The organism is Aeromonas sp. sif0611 (assembly GCF_019218845.1).
GTDB lineage: Bacteria > Pseudomonadota > Gammaproteobacteria > Enterobacterales > Aeromonadaceae > Aeromonas > Aeromonas media.
In genome coordinates, this window is the sequence record NZ_JAHUWU010000010.1 from 35,533 (window position 1) to 57,602 (window position 22,070).

General features: G+C 60.1%; 20 protein-coding genes. 6 read left to right on the forward strand and 14 right to left on the reverse strand.

Annotation, left to right across the window (positions count from 1 at the left end):
• Positions 1 to 7: 7 nt before the first annotated feature.
• The 6 genes from KW824_RS18340 to mioC form a co-directional block, all read right to left on the reverse strand.
• Positions 8 to 418, reverse strand: coding sequence for an ATP synthase subunit I (locus tag KW824_RS18340; RefSeq protein ID WP_041206627.1), 411 nt, complete (start codon positions 416 to 418; stop codon positions 8 to 10).
• Between the two features lie 190 nt (positions 419 to 608).
• Positions 609 to 1,517, reverse strand: a complete 909-nt coding sequence (locus KW824_RS18345) for a ParB/RepB/Spo0J family partition protein (protein WP_005326273.1) — start codon at positions 1,515 to 1,517, stop codon at positions 609 to 611.
• Entirely contained in the window at positions 1,514 to 2,317 is an 804-nt protein-coding gene (locus KW824_RS18350) for a ParA family protein (protein ID WP_043132402.1), read from the reverse strand. Before KW824_RS18350 ends, KW824_RS18345 begins: the two co-directional genes overlap by 4 nt.
• Positions 2,318 to 2,343: 26 nt before the next feature.
• Positions 2,344 to 2,970, reverse strand: coding sequence for a 16S rRNA (guanine(527)-N(7))-methyltransferase RsmG (gene rsmG / locus KW824_RS18355; protein ID WP_041207123.1), 627 nt, complete (start codon positions 2,968 to 2,970; stop codon positions 2,344 to 2,346).
• Positions 2,971 to 2,990: 20 nt separating this feature from the next.
• The gene (gene mnmG, locus KW824_RS18360) at positions 2,991 to 4,880 is read right to left on the reverse strand and encodes a tRNA uridine-5-carboxymethylaminomethyl(34) synthesis enzyme MnmG (RefSeq protein WP_218410657.1); all 1,890 of its coding nucleotides are present in this window, start codon (positions 4,878 to 4,880) and stop codon (positions 2,991 to 2,993) included.
• A 508-nt stretch (positions 4,881 to 5,388) separates the two neighbouring features.
• Positions 5,389 to 5,838 (reverse strand): FMN-binding protein MioC, encoded by a 450-nt coding sequence (gene mioC / locus KW824_RS18365; RefSeq protein WP_218410658.1) that lies wholly within the window; start codon positions 5,836 to 5,838, stop codon positions 5,389 to 5,391.
• Between the two features lie 385 nt (positions 5,839 to 6,223).
• Here mioC and KW824_RS18370 point away from each other — a divergent pair, with 385 nt between their 5' ends.
• The 5 genes from KW824_RS18370 to fhuB all read left to right on the forward strand — a co-directional run bounded on the left by KW824_RS18370 (position 6,224) and on the right by fhuB (position 13,884).
• Positions 6,224 to 8,332: a TonB-dependent siderophore receptor gene (locus tag KW824_RS18370; protein WP_182787061.1), complete on the forward strand. Its 2,109-nt coding sequence runs from the start codon at positions 6,224 to 6,226 to the stop codon at positions 8,330 to 8,332.
• Between the two features lie 61 nt (positions 8,333 to 8,393).
• Positions 8,394 to 10,040: a multidrug ABC transporter permease/ATP-binding protein gene (locus KW824_RS18375; RefSeq protein ID WP_182787063.1), complete on the forward strand. Its 1,647-nt coding sequence runs from the start codon at positions 8,394 to 8,396 to the stop codon at positions 10,038 to 10,040.
• A 154-nt stretch (positions 10,041 to 10,194) separates the two neighbouring features.
• Positions 10,195 to 10,959, forward strand: coding sequence for an ATP-binding cassette domain-containing protein (locus tag KW824_RS18380; protein WP_182787065.1), 765 nt, complete (start codon positions 10,195 to 10,197; stop codon positions 10,957 to 10,959).
• 13 nt (positions 10,960 to 10,972) lie between these two features.
• A complete protein-coding gene (locus tag KW824_RS18385; RefSeq protein ID WP_232092324.1) occupies positions 10,973 to 11,908 on the forward strand; it encodes an ABC transporter substrate-binding protein in 936 nt (311 codons plus the stop codon).
• Positions 11,905 to 13,884, forward strand: coding sequence for a Fe(3+)-hydroxamate ABC transporter permease FhuB (gene fhuB / locus KW824_RS18390; RefSeq protein WP_218410660.1), 1,980 nt, complete (start codon positions 11,905 to 11,907; stop codon positions 13,882 to 13,884). Before KW824_RS18385 ends, fhuB begins: the two co-directional genes overlap by 4 nt.
• A gap of 70 nt (positions 13,885 to 13,954) precedes the next feature.
• Here fhuB and mnmE read toward each other — a convergent pair whose 3' ends face one another.
• From mnmE to KW824_RS18430, 8 genes are all read right to left on the reverse strand, one after another.
• On the reverse strand, positions 13,955 to 15,316 hold the full coding sequence (mnmE, locus tag KW824_RS18395) for a tRNA uridine-5-carboxymethylaminomethyl(34) synthesis GTPase MnmE (RefSeq protein WP_218410662.1): 1,362 nt from the start codon (positions 15,314 to 15,316) through the stop codon (positions 13,955 to 13,957).
• 109 nt (positions 15,317 to 15,425) lie between these two features.
• Positions 15,426 to 17,072 (reverse strand): membrane protein insertase YidC, encoded by a 1,647-nt coding sequence (gene yidC, locus KW824_RS18400; protein WP_041206623.1) that lies wholly within the window; start codon positions 17,070 to 17,072, stop codon positions 15,426 to 15,428.
• Positions 17,073 to 17,077: 5 nt separating this feature from the next.
• Positions 17,078 to 17,326 (reverse strand): membrane protein insertion efficiency factor YidD, encoded by a 249-nt coding sequence (gene yidD / locus KW824_RS18405; RefSeq protein WP_010672280.1) that lies wholly within the window; start codon positions 17,324 to 17,326, stop codon positions 17,078 to 17,080.
• Entirely contained in the window at positions 17,293 to 17,652 is a 360-nt protein-coding gene (gene rnpA / locus KW824_RS18410) for a ribonuclease P protein component (protein WP_218410663.1), read from the reverse strand. Before rnpA ends, yidD begins: the two co-directional genes overlap by 34 nt.
• Positions 17,652 to 17,786 carry a 50S ribosomal protein L34 gene (rpmH, locus tag KW824_RS18415; protein ID WP_005307156.1) on the reverse strand — a complete coding sequence of 45 codons (135 nt, stop codon included), beginning with the start codon at positions 17,784 to 17,786 and terminating at the stop codon, positions 17,652 to 17,654. Before rpmH ends, rnpA begins: the two co-directional genes overlap by 1 nt.
• Positions 17,787 to 18,055: 269 nt before the next feature.
• On the reverse strand, positions 18,056 to 18,790 hold the full coding sequence (locus KW824_RS18420; RefSeq protein WP_005326294.1) for an amino acid ABC transporter ATP-binding protein: 735 nt from the start codon (positions 18,788 to 18,790) through the stop codon (positions 18,056 to 18,058).
• A 93-nt stretch (positions 18,791 to 18,883) separates the two neighbouring features.
• Entirely contained in the window at positions 18,884 to 19,552 is a 669-nt protein-coding gene (locus tag KW824_RS18425) for an amino acid ABC transporter permease (RefSeq protein ID WP_082030189.1), read from the reverse strand.
• Positions 19,553 to 20,311, reverse strand: a complete 759-nt coding sequence (locus KW824_RS18430) for an amino acid ABC transporter substrate-binding protein (RefSeq protein ID WP_042650677.1) — start codon at positions 20,309 to 20,311, stop codon at positions 19,553 to 19,555.
• Between the two features lie 310 nt (positions 20,312 to 20,621).
• Here KW824_RS18430 and dnaA point away from each other — a divergent pair, with 310 nt between their 5' ends.
• Positions 20,622 to 21,992: a chromosomal replication initiator protein DnaA gene (dnaA, locus tag KW824_RS18435; RefSeq protein ID WP_041206622.1), complete on the forward strand. Its 1,371-nt coding sequence runs from the start codon at positions 20,622 to 20,624 to the stop codon at positions 21,990 to 21,992.
• The last annotated feature ends 78 nt before the right edge of the window (positions 21,993 to 22,070 follow it).

The following is a 22,070-nucleotide window of genomic DNA, read 5'->3' on the forward strand; positions in this document are numbered from 1 at the left end:
AGTTTTCCTAATAGTGGTTGTTAAGCGTGAATGAAACTATCCACTGTACAACGAGGGCGAGGATATAAGTGGCGAAGAACGAGACGGTGTCGACCTCGATCCCGGAGCCAAACATCAGGGCGAAAAGTCCTGTTGTAGTAATGAGCTTAATCCCTGCCCCACCATAAAAGTCCCGCAAGACCAGGCCCACGCTCTCTTTCGTCACCTTGCGGCGCAGAACCCAGAGTGTGAACAGGGCTTGAGGAACCCAGTACATTCCTCCCCCAAAGAGGGAAGAACGTCCGGCAAACGCCCCGGTCTGATAAAACCAGACGGAACTGATCGCCAGGATCAGGACGAGCTGACAAACGAGCATAGCCAAGGCCAGCGTCAAACCTTCCAAGGCTACTTTCTGTTTCACCAACCTACCCCTGAACATTACAGAACTGTAAAAAATCGGGATCCGAAGACCCCAGGTTCACAGCTCGAAAAGCCGGTCAAATTATACCCGTGGAGACGGCTATTGCAACATGGCAAAAATCCTTAATTTTTGCGGCTTTCCGCGCGAAATTAAGGTTATGTTCATATCGAAAGGAATGGATGTTTTATTACTACAAAAAGCGTAAAAATCACGATTCTGACAGACCAAAATAGCCCAATACCCGGTCCAAATCTGCCAAGTTATCGTAACTTATTACTAACTTGCCGCTATCCTTCTTGCCCGGCTGAAGCTGTACCTGATTGCCAATTTTTTCTGAAATCTGGCGCTCGAGGTAACCAAACTGGGGATCACGGACGGGCTCGACCTTGGTTTTTGCCGGTTCCAGCGTTTTCTGCACCAGTTTCTCGGTATCTCGCACCGTCAGCCCCTTCTGGGCAACCAGCTTGGCCAGTTCGGACTGGGCCGGGCCGCTCAGGGCCAGCAGGGCCCGGGCGTGACCCATGTCGAGATCCCCGTGCTCGACGAAGCGCTTCACGTCCTCGTTGAGCTGATTGAGGCGCAGCAGGTTGGTCACCGTGGTGCGGGACTTGCCCACTGCCTCGGCCACCTGCTGGTGGGTCAGCTCGAATTCGGTCAGCAGTCGCTGCAGGGCCACAGCCTCCTCGATGGCGTTGAGATCCTCGCGCTGGATATTCTCAATCAGCGCGATGGCCACCGCAGCCTCGTCGGGCACGTCCTTGACGAGGCAGGGCACCACCTCGAGTCGGGCCAGCTGGGACGCACGCCAGCGCCGTTCACCGGCGATGATTTCGAAACGATTCTCGCCGATGGAGCGTACCACTATCGGCTGAATCACGCCTTGCGCCCGTATCGAGTTGGCCAGATCCTCCAGCGCATCCTGGGACATGTCCTTGCGTGGCTGATATTTGCCGGACTGCAGCCACTCCAGCGGCAGCTTGCGCAGCTCGCCCTGGTTGGTGGGCGCCATGGCCTGCTCGGTACGCTGGTCGCTCATCACCTGTTTCTGGCGGGCGGCCGTGCTGGTGCTGAGCAGGGCGTCCAACCCCTTGCCCAGCCCACGTTTCTTCGGCGTCATATGCTCTCTCGGTCTGCGGTGATCGGCTGAGACTCCTGCTCCTGACGACGCAGGATCTCGCCAGCCAGGGCCAGATAGGCCTTGGCCCCCACCGATGATTTGTCATAGTGCATGGCCGGGGCACCGAAGCTCGGCGCCTCCGCCAGTCTAACGTTGCGGGGGATGATGGTGCGATAAACCTTGTCCCCGAAATGCTGTTTCAGCTGATCGGACACATCATTGGCCAGCCGGTTGCGATGATCGAACATGGTGCGCAGCACCCCCTCGATCTTGAGCTCTGGGTTGACGACGGCAGCCAGCTTGCTGATGGTGTCCACCAGGGCGGTGAGTCCTTCCAGCGCGTAATACTCGCACTGCATGGGTACCAGCACGGAATCGGCAGCGGCCATGGCGTTGACGGTCAGCATGTTGAGAGAAGGCGGGCAGTCGATGAAGACGTAGTCGTATTTGTCCCGTACCGAGGCCAGGGCGTTGCGCAGGCGGATCTCGCGGGCGAAGAATTCCATCAGCCGAATTTCGGCCGCGGTCACGTCGGCGTTGGCGGCGATGAGGTGATAGCCACCCGAGGTCTCGGGGATGATCACCTCGTTGATGGGTGCATCGTCGATCAGCAGTTCATAGGCGGTGCGTTCAACTTCGTACTTGTCGACGCCGCTGCCCATGGTGGCATTGCCCTGCGGATCCAGATCGATCACCAGCACCTTGCGCCGGGTAGCGGCCAGGGAGGCGGCCAGATTCACACAGGTGGTGGTTTTACCCACTCCACCCTTCTGGTTGGCTATGGCAATGACTTTTCCCACACTGTCCCCTAAATGAAACTGCGACCCTATTCGGGCTGGATATGTTTGAATTCCAGCAGATGACGCTCACCTTCCAGCTCCGGCACCACCAATTGATGGGCGGCAACCAAGCGAATGCTGGCAGGCAACTGTGCCAGTTCCTGCTCGGGGTATTGTCCCTTGAGCGCAAGGAAGCTCCCTTCGGGTGACGGCAGATGGTGACACCAGCTCAGCATGTCCTCCAGCGAGGCGAAGGCCCGGCTGAGTACACCATCGAAGCCCACTTCGGGTTGATACTCTTCCACCCGGGATTTGACGGGTGTCACGTTGGTCAACCCCAGCTCCTGGATTACCTGGCGGATGAAGTTGATCCGCTTGCCCAGGCTGTCCAGCAACACGAATTGCTTGTCCGGATTGATGATCGCCAACGGCAGGCCGGGCAGGCCGGGGCCTGTGCCCACATCGATGAAACGCTCACCGTGCAGGTGAGGGCTCACCACCAGGCTGTCGAGGATGTGCTTGACCAGCATGGCGTCCGGATCTCGCACCGAGGTGAGATTGTAAGCCTTGTTCCACTTGTGCAGCAACTCAACCAACTGCACCAACTGGGTCTTTTGGGTATCGGTGATAACAATTCCGGCCTGCATGAGCAGGCCGTTCAATCTTTCCAGCATGTTTTCCAACGGGGAATTCCTCAGGCAGTTTTACGCAGCAGGCCGTGTTTCTTCAGATGAACCAGCAGGATGGAGATGGCGGCCGGGGTGATGCCGGAGATGCGGGAGGCCTGACCTATGGTCTCTGGCTTGGCATCGTTCAGCTTGGCGATCACCTCGTTGGAGAGACCGTTTACGTCGCGGTAGTTCATGTCCAGCGGTAACAGGGTGTTCTCGTTGCGCAGTTGCTTCTCCACCTCGTCGTGCTGGCGCTCGATGTAGCCGGCGTACTTGATCTGGATCTCCACCTGATCCGCCGCTGCTGTGTCTTCCAGCGCTGGGCCAACCCCTTCAATGGCCATCAGGGCATCGTAGGTCACCTCGGGGCGACGCAGCAGCTCTTCCAGGCTCTGCTCCCGGGTCAGAGGTGTGTTCACCAGAGCGTTGACTGCCTCCAGCGACGGGTGCTGCGGGTGGATCCAGGTTGAACGCATGCGCTGACGCTCCTGCTCCACCTGCTCCATCTTGGTGTTGAACAGGCTCCAGCGATGGTCATCCACCAGGCCCAGCTCGCGACCTATGGCGGTCAGGCGTAGATCGGCGTTGTCTTCCCGCAGCAGCAGACGGTATTCGGCGCGGCTGGTGAACATGCGGTAGGGCTCGCGAGTACCCAGGGTGGAGAGATCGTCCATCATCACGCCCATGTAGGCCTGATCCCGGCGGGGATGCCAGGCGTCCTTGCCCTGGGCGCGCAGACCGGCGTTCAGACCGGCCATCAGCCCCTGGGCGGCTGCCTCTTCATAGCCTGTGGTGCCGTTGATCTGGCCGGCGAAGAAGAGGTTTGGAATGCATTTGCTCTCCATGTTGGCCTTGAGATCCCGCGGATCGAAGAAGTCGTATTCGATGGCGTAGCCGGGGCGGGTGATGTGGGCATTCTCGAAGCCACGGATCGAACGGACGATCTGCACCTGTACGTCGAACGGCAGGCTGGTGGAGATCCCGTTCGGGTAGAGTTCGTGGGTGGTCAGGCCTTCCGGCTCGACGAAGATCTGGTGCGCCGTCTTGTCGGCGAAGCGGGTGATCTTGTCCTCGATCGACGGGCAGTAACGGGGGCCTATCCCCTCGATCACCCCGGCATACATGGGGCTGCGATCCAGGTTGTTGCGGATCACCTCGTGGGTCTTCTCGTTGGTGTGGGTAACGTAGCAGGGCACCTGACGCGGGTGCTGACTGGCGTTGCCGATGAACGAGAAGACGGGACGAGGATCGTCACCGTGCTGCTGCTGCATCACGGAGAGATCGACGGTACGGGCATCGATGCGTGGCGGCGTGCCAGTCTTGAGCCGATCGATGCGCAGCGGCAGCTCACGCAGACGCTGGGCCAGGGCGATCGAGGGAGGATCCCCGGCGCGGCCGCCTTTGTAGTTTTCCATTCCGATGTGGATCAGACCGTTCAGGAAGGTGCCGACTGTCAGCACCACCGTCTTGCCGCTGATGCGGATCCCGCTCTGGGTGACCACGCCGGCGACGCGATCACCGTCCATGACGAGATCGTCACAGGCTTGCTGGAAGATCTTCAGATTCGGGTAATTCTCCAGGGTCTGGCGCACCACGGCCTTGTATAGCAGGCGATCCGCCTGGGCACGGGTGGCTCGCACCGCGGGCCCTTTGGAGGAGTTGAGGGTACGGAACTGGATCCCGCCAAGATCGATGGCCTGCGCCATGATCCCGCCCAGGGCATCCACTTCCTTGACCAGGTGTCCCTTGCCGATCCCGCCGATCGCCGGATTACAGGACATGTGTCCCAGCGTATCGATGTTGTGGGTCAACAACAGAGTATTCAGACCCATACGGGCTGCCGCTGTTGCTGCTTCGGTTCCTGCATGACCGCCACCGACGACGATCACATCAAATTGTTCATGGTATTGCATTGGGGATCACCTTGATCTGCACGCCTGAAGATCTTTATTTGCCTGGGCTGAAGGGCGGATCATTCTATCCGTTTCGCCTCTTTAGGGGAACGTCTACTTCAGGATCAGTATGGATGCAGGATCCGTTAGTAGATCTTAAGGATCTTTAGATCGATCTTTTACTGGATCTTTTATTAGGATCCACGATTTCTGTTGATAAGCCCTTTTTGATCATAAAGATCATCCGTTTAAAGACGATCCCAGCTTGTGGAAAAGCTTGGATCCCAGGGCCGTGAACGGGGGGATAACCAGTGGTTTTATACACAGACCAGAACTGGACAAGATCTCATACATGGATAACTATAGGTTTTACAGAGCTTAACACTATAGTTATGCACAATACCCCTGGGCGTTGTGGGTAACCGTGTAGAACAACTCTCCCGGATCTATCTGTTAATAACCTGGTGGATAGGAATTTGTGGACAAGCGGGGAGATCGAGGTGTTTTTACCGGATCTCCCGGGTCCTGATCAGGCGATCATCTGCATCCAGTCATGGATCCAGGCTTCGGCGGCATCTTCCGGGATCTCATGCTGGGTCACGTCTATCTCCAGACGATCCCCGATCCGGCTGGCGCCACATTCGGCCAGCAGTCGATCCAGCGTCTTGCCGCCCTGGCAGAAGGTGTCATAACTGCGGTCACCAAGCCCGATTACTCCATATTTCAAGGCGTTGAGATCAGGATGCTGGTCGGCAAGATCCTTGGCGAAGGGCTGAAGATTGTCGGGCACGTCGCCGGCACCGTGGGTGGAAGTGATCACCAGCAGGATGGCATCCGGCTCCGCCAGCACCTCGGCCAGCCTGGCCGGGTTGTGGATCCGGGTCTGGTGGCCCGCCTGTTCCAGCAGGCTGGCGACATGATCTGCGACATATTCGGCGGCGCCCAGCATGGAGCCGACGACAAGATTGAGTTTGGCCATGGAATGGATCCTGATGTCATCGAAATAAATGGAGAGCCGGGATTCTACCGCCAAAGGATGTGGATAAATATGGATAAAGCTTGGGGATAAGGATCCTTCACGATTTTTATGGCAGAGGCCGCCCTCGCCATCTTTTTTCATCTTCCTCTGTGTTCCCTTCTTTTGATCACTCTCCTGAATGAGTCTTTCTGCCGGAAAAATCGTCCATTGATACAGCAGGTAACAATAGAGATGCAAATGATTAGCAATTATTGAATCGATTCGATCATGGCTCCTGTAGTAGCATTGTGCCGCTTTATTCGCCTAAGGAGTCGGGCAGACCGGCCGCATTGGGCACCCATAATAAGAAACCAAAATATAACTCATTGATATTTGAGACACTTATATGATTGCGCAAAAAAATACCCAGAATGCAGTGATGCGAAAGAGGGGGGCCCAGCTGTTGCCGCTCTCCTGCCTGCTGGCGAGCCTGCCTGTGCTGGCTGCTGAACAAGCGGATAAAGAGCTGCCCAAGGCGGCTGAAACCATGGTGGTCACCGGCACCGCCATGAAGGTCGAGGTGCCCATGGCCGAGACCCCCCGCGCCGTCTCCGTGGTCAACCGCGAGGAGCTGGATCAGCACGCCGTGCAGCAGCTCGACGAGTCCGTGCGCTACCGCTCTGGCGTGCTCACCGGTTTCTATGGCTCCGACAACAACACCGACTGGTTCAAGGTGCGTGGCTTCGATGCCGCCCAATACCTCGATGGCAACCGCCTGTTCGGCACCGGCTACTATGTCTGGACCCCGGAGCCTTTCGGTCTGGAAAGCGTGGAACTGCTCAAGGGCCCGGCCTCCATCCTCTACGGCGAGGCGCCTCCCGGCGGCGTGATCAATTCCATCAGCAAGCGCCCCACCGCGACCCCGCAAGGCCTGGTCAATCTGCAACTGGGCAACCGGGATCTGCGTCAGGTCGGGGTCGATTTCTCCGACGATCTGACCGGCGACAGCCGCTATCGCATGGTTGCACTCTATAAAGAGCGCGACGGCGTGCTGGATGGCACCTATAACGAGCGCGCCTACCTGGCGCCGAGCGTGACCCTGGACATCTCGGATCGCACCAGCCTCACCCTGCTGGCCAGCTTCCTGCACGATGAAGGGGTGCCCACCAACGGCTTCTTCCCCGTCTATGGCACCCTCAATACCGAGGGCGGCCAGATCGATCCCGCCACCAACCTGAGTCAGCCGGATTACGATCGCAACCGCAACACCCAGATCTCCACCGGTTACGAGCTGGCCCACCAGTTCAACCAGACCTGGGAGTTCAAGCAGAACGTCCGCTTCAACTACAACGATCTACTGCTGCGCCAGACCTATATCTTCCCGACCTATGAAGGCACTACCGCCTACCGTGGCCTGGTCTACCGTGACGGCGACACCAAGAGTGCCACCATGGACAACCAGCTGGTGGGTTACTGGAACACGGACAGCACCGAGCAGACCCTGTTGCTGGGGATAGATCTGCAGCGCCACGTGAATGAAGGGGTCGAGGCCGACAACTACGGCATGGGGTCCATCAATACCATGAACCCGGATTACAGCGGCTTCCCCGGCTTCGACGAGTCCACCGCCACCTATCAGAAGAATACCAAGGGTCAGAGCGGCCTCTATGCCCAGCATCAGATCCGCTGGGACGATCGCTGGTTGCTGACCGCAGGTGGCCGCTTCGACTATGTGGAGACCCACAACATCAGCGAAGCCACCAGCAAGAACGAGAAGCAGTATGACGACAACCTTTCGCTCTCCGGCAGCCTGATGTACCTGGCCGACAACGGCCTCTCCCCGTACTTCGCCTATGCGGAGTCGTTCGAAGTGCTGCCGGGCATAGACCCGAACACCAAGAACTCCTACAAACCGCTGGAAGGCAAGCTGTATGAGACCGGCATCAAGTACGCCCCCAGCTTCCTCGATGGCTACATCAACCTGGCGCTGTTCGATCTGGAACAGACCAACTCGCTCGTCTCTACAGGATCCGGCCAGCAGACCCAGGCCGGTGAAGTGACCTCCCAGGGGATCGAACTGGAAGGGAGCGTGCAGGCCACAGAGGCGCTGCGTCTGACCGCTGCTTATACCTACACCGATGCCAAGACCAACGACACCGGCAACGGTGATCGCCAGGCCAGCCTGATCCCGCGTCACCAGGCCTCCTTCTGGGGCAACTACAAGGTGCAGCAGGGTCCGGTCTCCGGGCTGGAAGTGGGCACCGGGGTGCGTTACATCGGATCCAGCGTCGGCATAGGTGCCGTGAATGCGGACTACACCCCCATCTACGGTTCGGCCCAGGTGCCGGCCCAGACGGTGTGGGATGCGATGATCGGGTATGACTTCGCCAAGAACTGGCGTGCCCAGGTCAACGTCAACAACCTGCTGAACGACACCTATGTAGCGAGCTGTGACTACTACTGCTACTACGGTGAGCCGCGCAGCATCGTCGGCTCAGTCAACTACCGCTGGTAAAATACAGGCCGGGCGGGAGCCTCAAGTTCCTGCCCTCCTTCTTTTTGTACACAGGCCTGTCATGGAACTCTTGTCACTGGTTTACCGCCAATACCGTTGGCCCTTCATCGCCATTACCCTGCTCAGCCTGCTCAGTGCTGTCAGCGGGATAGGTGTCATTGCCTTTATCAACCAATACCTTATCGAGTCAGTCGGCGATCCGCTGCCGATCCTGGGTCAGCTTGTCGGCCTTATCTTTTTGCTGCTGGTGATCACGCTCGGCTCTCAGCTGGCCCTGACCACCCTCGGTCATCATTTCGTCTACCGGTTGCGCGGCCGCCTGCTCAAGCAACTGCTGGACACCGACGTCGCCCGCATTCGCCAGATAGGGCAGGGGCCGCTGCTAGCCTCCCTCTCCAGCGACATCGGCCAGATCACCATCGCCTTCGTGCGCCTGCCGGAGCTGGTGCAGGGGCTGGTGCTCACTCTGGGTTCCATCATCTACCTCGGCTTGCTCTCTCCCGCCCTGCTCGGTGTCACCGCGCTCTGGGTCACCGTGACCATGGTGGTGGGCTGGCTGCTGGTGAACCGGGTCTATCGCCACCTGGCCCGGATGCGTCAGGCCGAAGACAGGCTCTACCAGAACTACCAGTCCATCATCGCGGGCAGCAAGGAGCTGGCGCTCAATCGCGAGCGTGCCCACTTCGTCTATCACCAGCTCTATGAGCAGAACGCCCAGGATTACCGCCGGGAGATTATCTGCGCCGATACCTATCACCTGAGCGCGGTGAACTGGTCGAACATCATGATGCTGGGGGCCATAGGCCTGGTCTTCTTCCTGGCCAATGGCCTCGGCTGGGCCAACACCAATGTGGCGGCCACCTTCGCCCTGACCCTGCTGTTCCTGCGCACTCCGCTGCTGCAGGGCATTGGCGCCCTGCCGACCCTGATCTCGGCCCAGGTGGCGTTTGACAAGATAGCGACCCTGAATCTGGCGGAGCCGGAGCCCAAGTTCCCGCTGCCGCCGGCCCCCACTGCCTGGCAACGCATCGAGCTGGAGCAGGTGAGCTTTCACTATCAGGGGGAGGGCGGTTTCGCCGTGGGCCCCATCAATCTGACCATTGAGCGGGGGGAGCAGATCTTCATCATTGGCGGCAACGGCTCCGGCAAGTCGACCCTGGCCATGCTGCTGACCGGGCTCTATCAGCCGGTCTCTGGCCGGATCCTGCTGGATGGTGAACCCATTGCCGATCGCAACGCCTACCTGGCGCTCTTCTCCGCCATCTTCACCGACTATCACCTGTTCCAGCACCTGCTGGGGCCAGAGCCGAAAGAGGCCCTGGTGGCCGAGTGGCTGGAGCGGCTGCAGATGGGCAGCAAGCTTGCCATCGAGGAGGGCTTCATCGCCAACATCGATCTCTCCCAGGGGCAGCGCAAGCGGGTCGCCCTGCTGCTGGCACTGGCGGAGCAGCGCGAGGTAATGCTGTTTGACGAGTGGGCGGCGGATCAGGATCCCCAGTTCCGCCGCATCTTCTATCAGGTGCTGTTGCCACGCCTCAAGGAGATGGGCAAGACGGTGATCGCCATCAGCCACGACGATCTCTATTTCTCTCTGGCGGACCGCCTGCTGGAGATGCGTCAGGGCCAGCTCACCGAGCTGACCGGCGAGCGGCGCGAGCAGGTGAGCCGGGATGCCGTCGCTCATCTGGATAGCGAGGTGCCGGTCTGATACCGGCCGCAAGGGGGAGGCAAGCGCCAACCCCTTTCAGCACAGGAATGAATCATGTTTGAGAGGAAATCTGCCGGCTTTATGGTGAACGCTCGCCGAGCCATGGCGCTCACCGACCCGAGCGTCGAGCACAGAGCTGGCACGGGAGCAGATCATGTTTGAGATGAAAGCCGCGAGCTTCGCGGTCAACGACCGCACCCTGCTGCAACCCACCAGCCTGCGTTTCGAGCAGGGTCAGGTCTATGGCCTCATCGGCCACAACGGCTCGGGCAAATCCACCCTGCTCAAGCTGCTGGCACGCCAGCAGCCCCTGAGCGATGGCGAGATACTGTTCGATGACAAGCCGCTGCAGGCGTGGGGCAACCGGGACTTCGCCCGTCAGGTGGCCTATCTGCCCCAGCATCTGCCGAGCGCCGAGAACCTGCTCGGCCGGGAGCTGGTGGAGATGGGGCGCTATCCCTGGCGCGGCCTGCTGGGCCGCATGGGGGCGGAAGATCACCGCCAGGTCGACAAGGCCATCGCCCTGACCCATACCGAATGCTTTGCCGACAGGTTGGTGGATACCCTCTCCGGCGGCGAGCGGGGCCGGGTCTGGCTGGCCATGCTGCTGGCCCAGGAGAGCCGCTTCATCCTGCTGGACGAGCCGCTGGCCGCCCTGGACGTGGCTCATCAGGTGGAGGTGCTCACCCTCGTCAGGCAGCTCAGTCGCCAGCTCAACCTCGGGGTCATCATCGTCATTCACGACATCAACATGGCGTCCCGCTTCTGCGATCGGCTGGTGGCACTGCACGGCGGTCGTCTGCTGACCCATGGTGAGCCCGAACAGATCATGACTGGCGAGACCCTGCACGCCATCTATGGCATCCCGATGGAAGTCATTCGCCACCCGGCTCATGACCACGCCATCGCCATCGTCTAGCCGGGGTCCTCTCTTGAATCGTCTACTTAAAATTGCCCCCTGCCTCGTCAGCCTGCTGCTGCCGCTGGCGGCGCAGGCCGAGACACAGCCCGCAGCCCCTGCTGCCGACGGTACGGTTCCGCGTATCGCCACCGTGGATTGGACCATAGCCGAAACCCTGCTGGCCCTCGGCGTGACACCGCTGGCCATGGGGGATGTGGAGTCCTATCGCGCCTGGGTCGGGGAGCCGACACTGCCGGTGGATGTAGTGGATATCGGCCTGCGGATGCAGCCCAACCGCGAGCTGTTGGCCGAGCTCAAGCCCGACCTCATCCTCATCTCGCCGCTGATGGCGTCGCTGGAGTCAACCCTGTCCCGCATCGCCCCGGTGCAATCCATCGCCCTCTATGAACCCGATGCGGATCTGTGGCAGCGGCTGCGCGAGGCGACCCTGACCATAGCCGCGCTGGTGAACAGAACCGCCGAGGCCGAACGCCAGCTCGCCGTACTGGACAGGGATCTGGCCCGGATGAAAACAAGCTTGCCGGCGGAGCTGCCACCTTTGTTGCTGGTGCAGTTTATCGACGAGCGCCACGTACGGGTATTCGGTCGCCACAGCCTGTTCGAGGCGGTGATGACCCGGCTGGGGCTACGCAACGCCTGGCAGGGGGAGACCAATGCCTGGGGGTTCTCTGTGGTCAGTCTGGAACAATTCCTTACCCTGCCTGAGGCCCGACTGGTGGTGGTGGATCCTGTCCCGGTCGGGGTGAGCGAGCGGCTGCAGGAGCCCGGGCTCTGGCAGCATCTACCGCTGGTGAAGCAGGGCAAGGTGCTCCATCTGCCCGCCGTCTGGAGTTTCGGCGGCATATTGGCCGCCCGCCGCTTCGCCGACCTGTTGAGTGAGGCCCTGCGAGAGGCGTCACCCTCCGATCCGGCAACCCATGTGAACACCAAGGGGGGCACCCGATGAATCACCTTCTTCCCGCCTCTCTGCTGCGCCCCGGCCTCTGCCTGCTGCTGCTCACCGGCGTGCTGGCCGGTTGGGATCTGGCCCACCAGTTGCCGGATGCGCCCTGGTGGCAGGCCATCTTCTCGCCCAATCTGGACGACGCCCGCCAGGCGGTCATTCACTTCAGCTGGCTGCCGCGGCTGGTGGTCTGCCTGCTGGCCGGTGCCGCCCTCGGGCTAGCCGGCACCCTGATGCAGCAGGTGCTGCGCAATCCCCTCGCGTCCCCCACCACGCTAGGGGTAGCCTCCGGCGCCCAGCTGGCGCTGATGATGGTGACCCTGTTTGCCCCCTCCTGGCTGCTGATCGGGCGCGAGTGGATCGCCATGGTGGGGGGCAGCCTTGCCATGGCGCTGGTGTTTGCCCTGGCCTGGCGTCACCAGCTCAACCCTGTGGTCATCGTATTCGCCGGGCTGGTGATCAACCTCTATCTGGCGGCCATCAGCATGGGGCTGCTGCTGTTCTTTCAGGAGGAGCTCAAGGGCCTGCTGGTGTGGGGCAGCGGCTCATTGGCCCAGAACAGCTGGAGCGGCGTCCTCTACCTGCTGCCACGGTTGCTGGTGGCGGTTGTGCTGGCGGCGCTGCTGGTTCGCCCCCTGGGCGTGCTGGAGCTGGACGATGCCAGCGCCCGTAGTCTGGGGGTTTCCCTCAAGCAGCTGCGCTTCGCCGGCCTCGGCCTCGCGGTCTTCATCACTGCCTGCGTGGTGAGCGTAGTGGGGCTGATCGGCTTCATCGGGCTGGCGGCCCCTGTGATGGTGCGGATGCTGGGGGTGAGGCAGCTCGGTTTACGCCTGCTGTGGGCCCCCGTGCTGGGCGCCCTGCTGCTGGCAGCCACCGATCTGCTGCTGCAATCCCTGACCCGCTTCTGGCCCGTGCTGATCCCGACCGGCGCCATGACGGCCCTGCTGGGGGCGCCGCTGCTGTTGTGGCTGATCCCGCGCCTCAGCTTCAAGGCGACCCCCAGAGCGGCTGTCGGGCTGGTGGTGGCGCGGCATCCGGCGCCGGCGCGTTTCATCGCTATCCTGGTAGCCGGGCTGGTGGCCGTCATGCTGGCCTCTCTGCTGTTTGGCCAGGGGATGAACGGCTGGGGCTGGCCGAGCTGGTTCAGGTGGCAAGCCCAGCTGGAGTGGCGCCTGCCGCGTACCCTGGCGGCCGGTGCCGCCGGCGTCTTGTTGGCCCTGGCTGGCACTCTGTTGCAGCGGGTCAGCAACAACCCCATGGCGAGCCCCGAGCTGCTGGGGGTGAGCGGCGGTACCTTCATGGGGGTGATAGTGACGGCGTTGCTGCTGCCTGCCTTGCCGCTGCCCATGATGCTGTTGGGGGGCGTGCTGGGAGCCTTCGTCTGCCTGCTGCTGCTGGTGCTGATCAACCGCAAAAACGGCTTCCAGCCGGAGCGGATCCTGCTCTCCGGCATCGCCATCACGGCGCTGTTCGAGCCGCTGCAGGCCATCGCCCTGGCCAACGGCGACCTGCGGGTGCAGCAGTTGCTCTCCTGGATGTCCGGCTCCACCTATTACGTCACCCCGCCGGTGGCCTATGGCCTGACCGGTCTGGCGCTGCTGATGCTGGCGGCCTGCCTGCTGGTGAGCCGCTGGCTCGATCTGATGCCCATGGGGCCGGCGGTGGCGACTGCGCTCGGCATTCGTCTCAACCGCACCCAGCTCATCATACTGCTGCTGGTGGCCGTGCTCACCGCCAGTGCGACCATGGTGATAGGCCCGCTCTCCTTCGCCGGTTTGCTGGCCCCCCACATGGCCAAGCTGATGGGGTTGGTGCGTGCGCGCTGGCACCTGCTCGGAGCGGCGGGATGCGGGGCCCTGCTCATGGTGTTGGCGGACTGGGTCGGCCAGCAGATCCTGTTCCCGCAGGAGGTGCCTGTCGGACTGGTCTCCACCTTGTTAGGGGGCGCTTACTTCATGTGGTGCCTGCGCCGCCTCTAGGTTTGCGGATAAAAAATGCACAAAAAAAGCCCGGGATGATCCCGGGCTTTTCATTGCCTGCCGTGCAGGCTTATTTGCCGATGCAGAAGCTGGAGAAGATGCGACCCAGCAGATCGTCCGAGCTGAACTCGCCGGTGATCTCGCTGAGGGACTCCTGGGCCAGGCGCAGTTCCTCGGCCACCAGCTCGCCGGCCACGAAGACCTCGAGCTGCTCCCTGGCCACCAGCAGCCGCTCGGCGGCGCGCTCCAGTGCGTCCAGGTGGCGGCGGCGAGCCATAAAGCCCCCCTCGGTGTTGCCCTGGAAGCCCATGCAGGCTTTCAGGTGCTCGCGCAGGGCGGGCAGCCCCAGCTCGGTCTTGGCGGAGATGCGATAGACGGCGTGGCCCTGCTCCTGACTCGGAGCCAGATCTTCGCCAGTCAGGTCGGCCTTGTTGCGCACAACTGTGAGGCCAATCTTTTTTGGCAACCGATCAACAAATTCCGGCCAGATCTCCCGCGGGTCTACTGCATCCGTGGTGGTGCCATCCACCATGAAGAGCACCCGATCGGCCTGTTCAATTTCGGCCCAGGCACGCTCGATGCCGATCTGCTCCACCTTGTCCTGGGTATCGCGCAGGCCGGCGGTGTCTATGATGTGCAGCGGCATGCCATCCAGATGGATGTGCTCGCGCAGCACGTCGCGAGTGGTGCCGGCGATCTCGGTGACGATGGCGGACTCGCGGCCGGCCAGGGCGTTGAGCAGGCTGGATTTGCCGGCGTTGGGACGACCGGCGATCACCACCTTCATCCCTTCCCGCAGCAGGGCGCCTTGCTTGGCTTCGCCGCGCACGTCATCCAGCTCTGCCATGATGGCGTAGAGATCGCCCGCCACCTTGCCGTCTGAGAGGAAGTCGATCTCCTCGTCCGGGAAGTCGATGGCGGCCTCCACATAGATACGCAACCGGGTGAGACTCTCCACCAGCTGCTGGATCTTGCCGGAGAACTGACCCTGCAGGGAGTGCATGGCACTGCGGGCCGCCTGCTCGCTGGAAGCCTCTATAAGATCGGCGATAGCTTCGGCCTGGGCCAGATCCAGCTTGTCGTTGAGGAAGGCGCGCTCGCTGAACTCGCCGGGACGAGCAGGGCGGATGCCCTCGATTTGCAGAATGCGGCGGATCAGCATGTCCAGGATGACGGGGCCGCCGTGGCCCTGCAGCTCCAGCACATCCTCGCCGGTGAAGCTGTTGGGGGCCTTGAACAGCAGGGCTATGCCTTGATCCAGAGGCTGGCCCTGCTCGTCCTTGAACGGCAGATATTCGGCATAGCGCACCCTGGGCAGTCGACCGAGTACGATTTCGGCGACTCGTTCGGCGGCGGGGCCCGAGACGCGGACTATGCCGACGCCACCCCGGCCGGGGGCGGTGGCCTGGGCCACGATGGTATCTGTTGTCATCTTGCTTGACTCATTTGTTCGCTGATGGTTCACAGCAGTGGGGTCATTGTAATAAAAAAGGCGGCCCGAAGGCCGCCTCTTTTGTCATCCATCTTGCCATCGGGAACGATTAGCTGCGGGTATGCAGGCCTTTCTTTTCCAGCTGACGATAGATGATGGTCTGCTGGGTGATGGAGATGACGTTGCTCACCAGCCAGTACAGGGTCAGACCTGCCGGGAACCAGAGGAACATGAAGGTGAAGATGATCGGCATGAACTGCATCACCTTCTGCTGCATCGGGTCCGTGATGGTGGTCGGGCTCATCTTCTGCAGATACCACATGGAGGCACCCATGAGGATTGGCAGCACGAAGAAGGGGTCCTTCACCGACAGGTCGGTGATCCACAAGGCGAACGGCGCGTGACGCAGCTCGACAGACTCCATCAGTGCCCAGTACAGGGCGATGAAGATGGGCATCTGCACCAGGATCGGCAGACAGCCACCGAGCGGGTTGACCTTCTCCTTCTTGTACAGCTCCATCATGCCCTGGGACATCTTCTGGCGATCGTCACCGAAGCGTTCCTTGAGCGCCGCCAGCTTGGGCTGGAGCATGCGCATCTTGGCCATGGAGGTGTACTGGGCCTTGGTCAGCGGGAACATGATGCCGCGAACCAGCAGGGTCAGCATGATGATGGCTACACCCCAGTTCTGGACGAAACCGTGGAACACGGTCAGCAGCCAGTGCAGCGGTTGGGCGATGAACCAGAGCCAGCCGTAGTCGACGGTCAGGTCCAGGTGGTTTGCCACCTTGGCCATCTGATCCTGCAGCTTGGGACCGACCCACAGCTTGCCGCTTACTTCGGCCTGCTGACCGGCAGCCACGTCAACCAGCGGCGCCTTGTAGCCTATGATGGCCTGGTCTTTACCCGGGATCACGCGGCTGTAGAAGCTGTTGGTGTCCTCGGCATTAGGTGCCCAGGCTGAGACGAAGTAGTGTTGCAGCATGGCGACCCAACCACCCTTGGTGGTCTTGTTCAGGTCGGCATCCTTCATCTCGTCGAAGGTGTACTTCTTGTAGCGGGTATCTTCGCTGGAGAAGGCACCACCACGGTAGGCGCTGGCCACCATGGCATGACCTTCCTGGTCCTTCGGCGTGGTCACGGTCTGCTTCAGCTGACCATAGAACTGCACCTGAACCGGCTCGGCAGACTTGTTGTCGATCTTGTAATCGACGCCGATGGCGTAGTCACCGCGCTTGAGCACGAACTCCTTGGTGAAGACCACGCCCTTGCTGTCGGTCCAGGTCATCGGCACGACGACTTGATCCTGACCGTCGGCCAGCTGGTAGCTGGTCTGGGCGGCTTCATAGGTGGGACGACCCTGGGGCTGGCTGTCCGGGCCATCGCGACCCACCAGACCACTCTGGGCAACATAGAGGTGCGCAGGCTGGCTGGTCAGCAGGGTGAATGGCTGTTCCTTGCCTTCTTCCAGCTTGTGGGCCAGCAGTTCGGCAGAGACGATGTCACCGCCCTGGGTATCCAGGGTCAGCTTGAGCACGTCGGAGGAGACGGTGACCAGCTTGCGTGCGGTGGTGGCGTTGGCTTGCTCGGAAACCTGAGGAATATCACCGGTCTGACCGGCTTCAGGTACGAAATGTTCGGTTTGGGCCACGGTAGTCGGGGCCGGCTTCGGAGCCTTGTCGGACTCCCACTGTTGCCAGAGCAAGAAGCTCACGAACAGCAAACCGATCAGGAGTAAATTGCGTTGTGATTCCATAGTCTTCAGTTTCTTCGCTTTGGTTGCGGAACCGGGTCATAACCACCCTCGGATAAGGGATGGCATTTTAATAGACGTTTGCTGGCTAACCAAACGCCTTTTATGAAACCGTGAAGTCGGATTGCTTCTATCGCAAATTGGGAACAAGTCGGGGTGAAACGGCAGCGCGGCCCGAGCAGGGGACTAATGATTAGCTGATACAGGCGTATCAGTTTGATAGCTACCCATTGCAACGGCGTGACAGAGTGCGCCATAGCTTTTCCAGTAACTTGAACAGCTCTTCGTTGTCCATCTCCTTCACGCCACCCTTGGCTATGACGACGATGTCGATAGCGGGCAGATTGGCTTGATTGAGACGGAAGCTCTCCCGTACCACTCGTTTGACACGGTTACGCCAGACGGCACGCTTGAGTGCTTTTTTGGGCACAGCTAGGCCAAGACGGGGGTGTTCGAGGGAATTGAGGCAAGCAAGAAGCGTAATTTGCGGAGAAGCGGCCCGGACAGGCTCGGCGAAAACGCGTTTGAAGTGTTCGGGAGTTAACAGACGTAACTCCCGAGAGAAGGTGTGCTGGGTAGGCATTAGACTACCAGGCGGGCACGACCCTTGGCACGACGAGCGGCCAGAACTTTGCGGCCGTTGGCGGTAGCCATGCGAGCGCGGAAACCGTGAGAGCGCTTGCGCTTCAGGTTGGACGGTTGAAAAGTACGTTTCATGATTCGATTCCGTATTTCTGTACAGTTTTGATTGTCACACTTAGCCGACGCGCCAGCTATAGCGTGTGACGACTAGCAAAAGAGGCCGAATTCTAAACAGAGTTCGGCTTCTCGTCAATCCGCCGTTCCCTCTCATCTTCTTCTGGCTCAACAATAAGCAGGAGAAGCTGGCAGGATCCAGAGGATCAAGGGCCCCGAATTATACTGGCAACCCCGGGTTAAACAAGGATCCACCAAGAAAAAAGGCGGCCAGGCCGCCAAAGAGAGAGCTATTTAAGGACTTTTCGCAGGAACTCCCGGGTGCGGGGATCCTGCGGATCGACCAATATCTGATCCGGCGGGCCCTGTTCGACGATCCGGCCCCCCTCCATGAAGATCACCCGGTCGGCGACATCACGGGCAAACTCGATCTCGTGGGTCACCACCACCATGGTCTGATGCTGGCGGGCAAGCTCCTTCATCAGCCCCAGCACCTCGTCGACCCATTCGGGATCCAGGGCCGAGGTGGGCTCATCGAACAGGATGACCTTGGAGTGAGCCGCCATGGCGCGGCCTATGCCGACCCGCTGCTGCTGGCCGCCGGACAGTGACGCCGGGTAGGCGTCCTGCTTGTCGGCGAGGCCGATGTCCTTGAGGATGCCAAGGGCGGTGGCACGGGCCTCCGCCTTCGGCTGTTTCCAGACAGTGATCAGCCCCTCAGCTATGTTGTCCAGCGCCGTCTTGTTGGCAAACAGGGCATAGTTCTGGAACACGAAGGAGGCGCGCTTGCGCAGCTCAATGGCCTGCTGCTCGCTGGCATGGGCCAGATCCAGCTGCAGATCATCGATGGCAAGGGTGCCTGCATCCGGAGTCTCCAGCAGGTTGAGGCAGCGCAGCAGGGTTGACTTGCCGGTGCCAGAGGGACCGATGATGACGACAATGTCACCCTTCTTCACCTCCAGATCGATGCCGTTCAATACCTGATTGCCGTCATAGGCCTTGGAAAGACCCGTTAACTTGATCATGACAGGTCTCCTTTAATAGGCGCGGCCGTTGAGAGGTACTTCCAGCCTGTGCCGCAAATGGGTAATGGTGTGTTCATCATCGCTGGCATCCTCTTAGTAAGCACGATTGAGGCGTACTTCCAGCAGGTGCTGCAAGCGGGTGAAGAAGATGACCACCACCCAGTAGACCAGGGCCACCGCCATGAAGCTCTCGAAGAACTTGAAGGAGGAGGCCGCTTCCATCTGCGCCTTGCCCATTATCTCCGCCACTCCCAGGGTAAACGCCAGTGAGGTGCTCTTGATCATGTCGATGAAGTAGTTCATCAACGATGGTGTCGCGATGCGGGCAGCTTGCGGCAGTATGATCCGCTGCATCGCCTGCAGCCGGCTCATGCCGATGCTGAGAGCGGCTTCCATCTGGCTCTTGTGGATGCCGAGAATGGCGGCCCGGATCGACTCGGCCATGTAGGCGGCGAAGTGCAGGGTCAGACCTATGATGGCGGCGGTAAAGGCATCCATTCCCACGAAGATCGGAAACAGTTGCGGCAGCCCGTAGTAGAGCAGGAACAGCTGGACGAGCAGGGGGGTCCCCCGGAAGAACGAGATATACAGCATCGCCAGCCAGTGAATTGCGGGAACGCGAAACACTCGTACTATCGCCAGGATCAGCGACAGTACGAGTGCCAATACGAATCCCCACAGGGCCATTTCCATCGTGGTGCCCAGGTATTTGAGCAGGATGGGAAACAGCCCTAGCGTGTACTCGAGATCAAATTCCATCATTTATTTGCTGGTGATGTCCGCTGCGAACCATTTTTCCGAGATCTTGGTCAGGGAGCCGTCTTTGCGCATGGCGGTCAGGGCTTCGTCGACCTTCTTCAGCACGGCCTGTTTTTCCGGGGTCTTCAGGAAGGGCAGGGCGTTCTCGATAGTTTCGAACGGTGCGCCTGCCTGCTGCAGCGGCAGCTTGGATTCCTTGATCAGCTGGGCGGTGGAGACGCGGTCCATCACGAAGGCATCGATGCGACCCAGGGCGACGTCCTGCTCGAAGCTGGAGTCATAGGTACGGATGTCGATCTTCTTGTTGGGGTCGTTCTTGCGCAGCAGCTCTTCAAAGTTGGAGCCCAGGTTCACCGCGACTGTCTTGCCTTCCAGATCCTTGAGACCGTGGATGGTGCTGTTGCCCTTGCGCACCACTATCTGGGCGCCGTCATAGACGTAGGGCTGGGAGAAGGCGTACTTGGCCTTGCGCTCATCGGTGATGGTGATCTGGTTGGAGATGGTATCGACGCGACCGGTTTCCAGCATGCCGAACAGGCCTGAGAAGCTGGCGGTGACGAACTCGACCTTGTAACCGGTGCGCTCACCGATCTGGTTCCACATGTCCACCTCGAAGCCCTGCAGCTTGTCCTGCTTGACGAAGGTGAACGGGAAATACTTGCCGGACATGCCGACCTTGATGGTTTCCTGGGCGATGGCCTGGCCGGACAGGCTGGCCAGCAGAATGGCGGCGCCGGAAATCAGCTTGATGGTGGTTTTCATGGGGATTCCTCTCTCTGTAGTTCTGTATTTTTAGTTGTAATCACGGGTTGGCGCTGATGTTATTGGAATAAAATATAAAGAATAAATGATATTTGGTTATATAAAATAACCGCAGCAGCAGGCTCTCATTCTGTCCACATCACCGGTCGGTGGCTGTGGGTAACTTTGGGGATGAAATCAGATCCTGGGGCGTTGGATCCTTGAAAGTCAAGGATCTTATTTGCTGGATCCGTGCGGCGGCAACTGGAGATCCAGCCACTAAAAACGTAGAATAGCCGGTCTTTACTTAATCAATTGACGGGAGTCTAGAGTGACTGCTTCGCTATGGCAGCAGTGCCTTAACCGGCTGCAAGATGAGTTGCCCTCGGCAGAATTCAGCATGTGGATCCGGCCGCTTCAAGCGGAGTTGAGTGACAATACTCTGACCCTGTATGCACCGAATCGCTTCGTTCTGGACTGGGTACGCGACAAGTACCTGCTCCGGGTCAATGGCATCATCAACGAGCTGTGCGGAGCCGATGCTCCCACCCTGCGTTTTGACATCGGTAATCGTCCCCATCCCGTCGCGGTCGCAAGAGCGCCGGCGCGCGGTGTCGATCCTGTGAATAACTCTCACAAGAGCTGGGAAAGCAAGGCTGAAACCAAGCCCGAGCCGAACCACAAGAGCAACACCAACGTGAACTACACCTTCGAGAATTTCGTCGAAGGTAAGTCCAACCAGTTGGCCCGAGCGGCGGCCCGTCAGGTGGCCGACAATCCGGGTGGCGCTTACAACCCGCTGTTCCTCTATGGCGGCACCGGTCTGGGCAAGACCCACTTGCTGCACGCCGTTGGCAACGCCATCAAGGAACGCAAGAAAGACGCCAAAGTCATCTACATGCACTCCGAACGGTTCGTGCAGGACATGGTGAAGGCGCTGCAGAATAACGCCATTGAAGAGTTCAAGCGTTATTACCGTAGCGTCGATGCCCTGCTCATCGATGACATCCAGTTCTTCGCCAACAAGGAGCGCTCCCAGGAGGAGTTCTTCCATACCTTCAACGCCCTGCTCGAAGGCAACCAGCAGATCATCCTGACCTCGGATCGTTATCCGAAGGAGATCAACGGTGTCGAAGATCGCCTCAAGTCCCGCTTTGGCTGGGGTCTGACGGTGGCGATCGAGCCGCCTGAGCTGGAGACCCGCGTCGCCATCCTGATGCGCAAGGCGGACGAGAACCAGATCCATCTGCCGGACGAAGTGGCCTTCTTCATCGCCAAGCGGCTGCGCTCCAACGTCCGTGAACTGGAAGGCGCCCTCAACCGGGTAATCGCCAACGCCAACTTCACCGGCCGTGCCATCAACATCGACTTCGTGCGCGAGGCGCTGCGCGACCTGCTGGCCTTGCAGGAGAAGCTGGTCACCATCGACAACATCCAGAAGACGGTGGCGGAGTACTACAAGATCAAGCTGGCGGATCTGCTGTCCAAGCGTCGTTCCCGTTCCGTTGCCCGCCCGCGTCAGCTGGCGATGGCCCTGGCCAAGGAGCTGACCAACCACAGTTTGCCGGAGATAGGGGATGCCTTTGGTGGCCGTGACCACACGACCGTTCTTCATGCCTGCCGCAAGATCGAGCAGCTGAAGGAGGAGAGTCACGACATCAAGGAAGACTATTCCAACCTGATCCGTACCCTTTCGTCCTGATAACGGAACGGAGTGGACAGATGGGGCTCGAATATTCCAACCTGATCCGAAAATTTTCCTCCTAATCACAACGGAGAG

Bases quoted from the DNA above. Each gene is read 5' to 3' on its own strand.
- KW824_RS18340 (WP_041206627.1), bottom strand. From the start codon at position 418: ATGTTCAGGGGTAGGTTGGTGAAACAGAAAGTAGCCTTGGAAGGTTTG.
- KW824_RS18345 (WP_005326273.1), bottom strand. From the start codon at position 1,517: ATGACGCCGAAGAAACGTGGGCTGGGCAAGGGGTTGGACGCCCTGCTC.
- rsmG (WP_041207123.1), bottom strand. From the start codon at position 2,970: ATGCTGGAAAGATTGAACGGCCTGCTCATGCAGGCCGGAATTGTTATC.
- mnmG (WP_218410657.1), bottom strand. From the start codon at position 4,880: ATGCAATACCATGAACAATTTGATGTGATCGTCGTCGGTGGCGGTCAT.
- mioC (WP_218410658.1), bottom strand. From the start codon at position 5,838: ATGGCCAAACTCAATCTTGTCGTCGGCTCCATGCTGGGCGCCGCCGAA.
- KW824_RS18370 (WP_182787061.1), top strand. From the start codon at position 6,224: ATGATTGCGCAAAAAAATACCCAGAATGCAGTGATGCGAAAGAGGGGG.
- KW824_RS18375 (WP_182787063.1), top strand. From the start codon at position 8,394: ATGGAACTCTTGTCACTGGTTTACCGCCAATACCGTTGGCCCTTCATC.
- KW824_RS18380 (WP_182787065.1), top strand. From the start codon at position 10,195: ATGTTTGAGATGAAAGCCGCGAGCTTCGCGGTCAACGACCGCACCCTG.
- fhuB (WP_218410660.1), top strand. From the start codon at position 11,905: ATGAATCACCTTCTTCCCGCCTCTCTGCTGCGCCCCGGCCTCTGCCTG.
- mnmE (WP_218410662.1), bottom strand. From the start codon at position 15,316: ATGACAACAGATACCATCGTGGCCCAGGCCACCGCCCCCGGCCGGGGT.
- yidC (WP_041206623.1), bottom strand. From the start codon at position 17,072: ATGGAATCACAACGCAATTTACTCCTGATCGGTTTGCTGTTCGTGAGC.
- yidD (WP_010672280.1), bottom strand. From the start codon at position 17,326: ATGGCGCACTCTGTCACGCCGTTGCAATGGGTAGCTATCAAACTGATA.
- rnpA (WP_218410663.1), bottom strand. From the start codon at position 17,652: ATGCCTACCCAGCACACCTTCTCTCGGGAGTTACGTCTGTTAACTCCC.
- rpmH (WP_005307156.1), bottom strand. From the start codon at position 17,786: ATGAAACGTACTTTTCAACCGTCCAACCTGAAGCGCAAGCGCTCTCAC.
- KW824_RS18420 (WP_005326294.1), bottom strand. From the start codon at position 18,790: ATGATCAAGTTAACGGGTCTTTCCAAGGCCTATGACGGCAATCAGGTA.
- KW824_RS18425 (WP_082030189.1), bottom strand. From the start codon at position 19,552: ATGATGGAATTTGATCTCGAGTACACGCTAGGGCTGTTTCCCATCCTG.
- KW824_RS18430 (WP_042650677.1), bottom strand. From the start codon at position 20,311: ATGAAAACCACCATCAAGCTGATTTCCGGCGCCGCCATTCTGCTGGCC.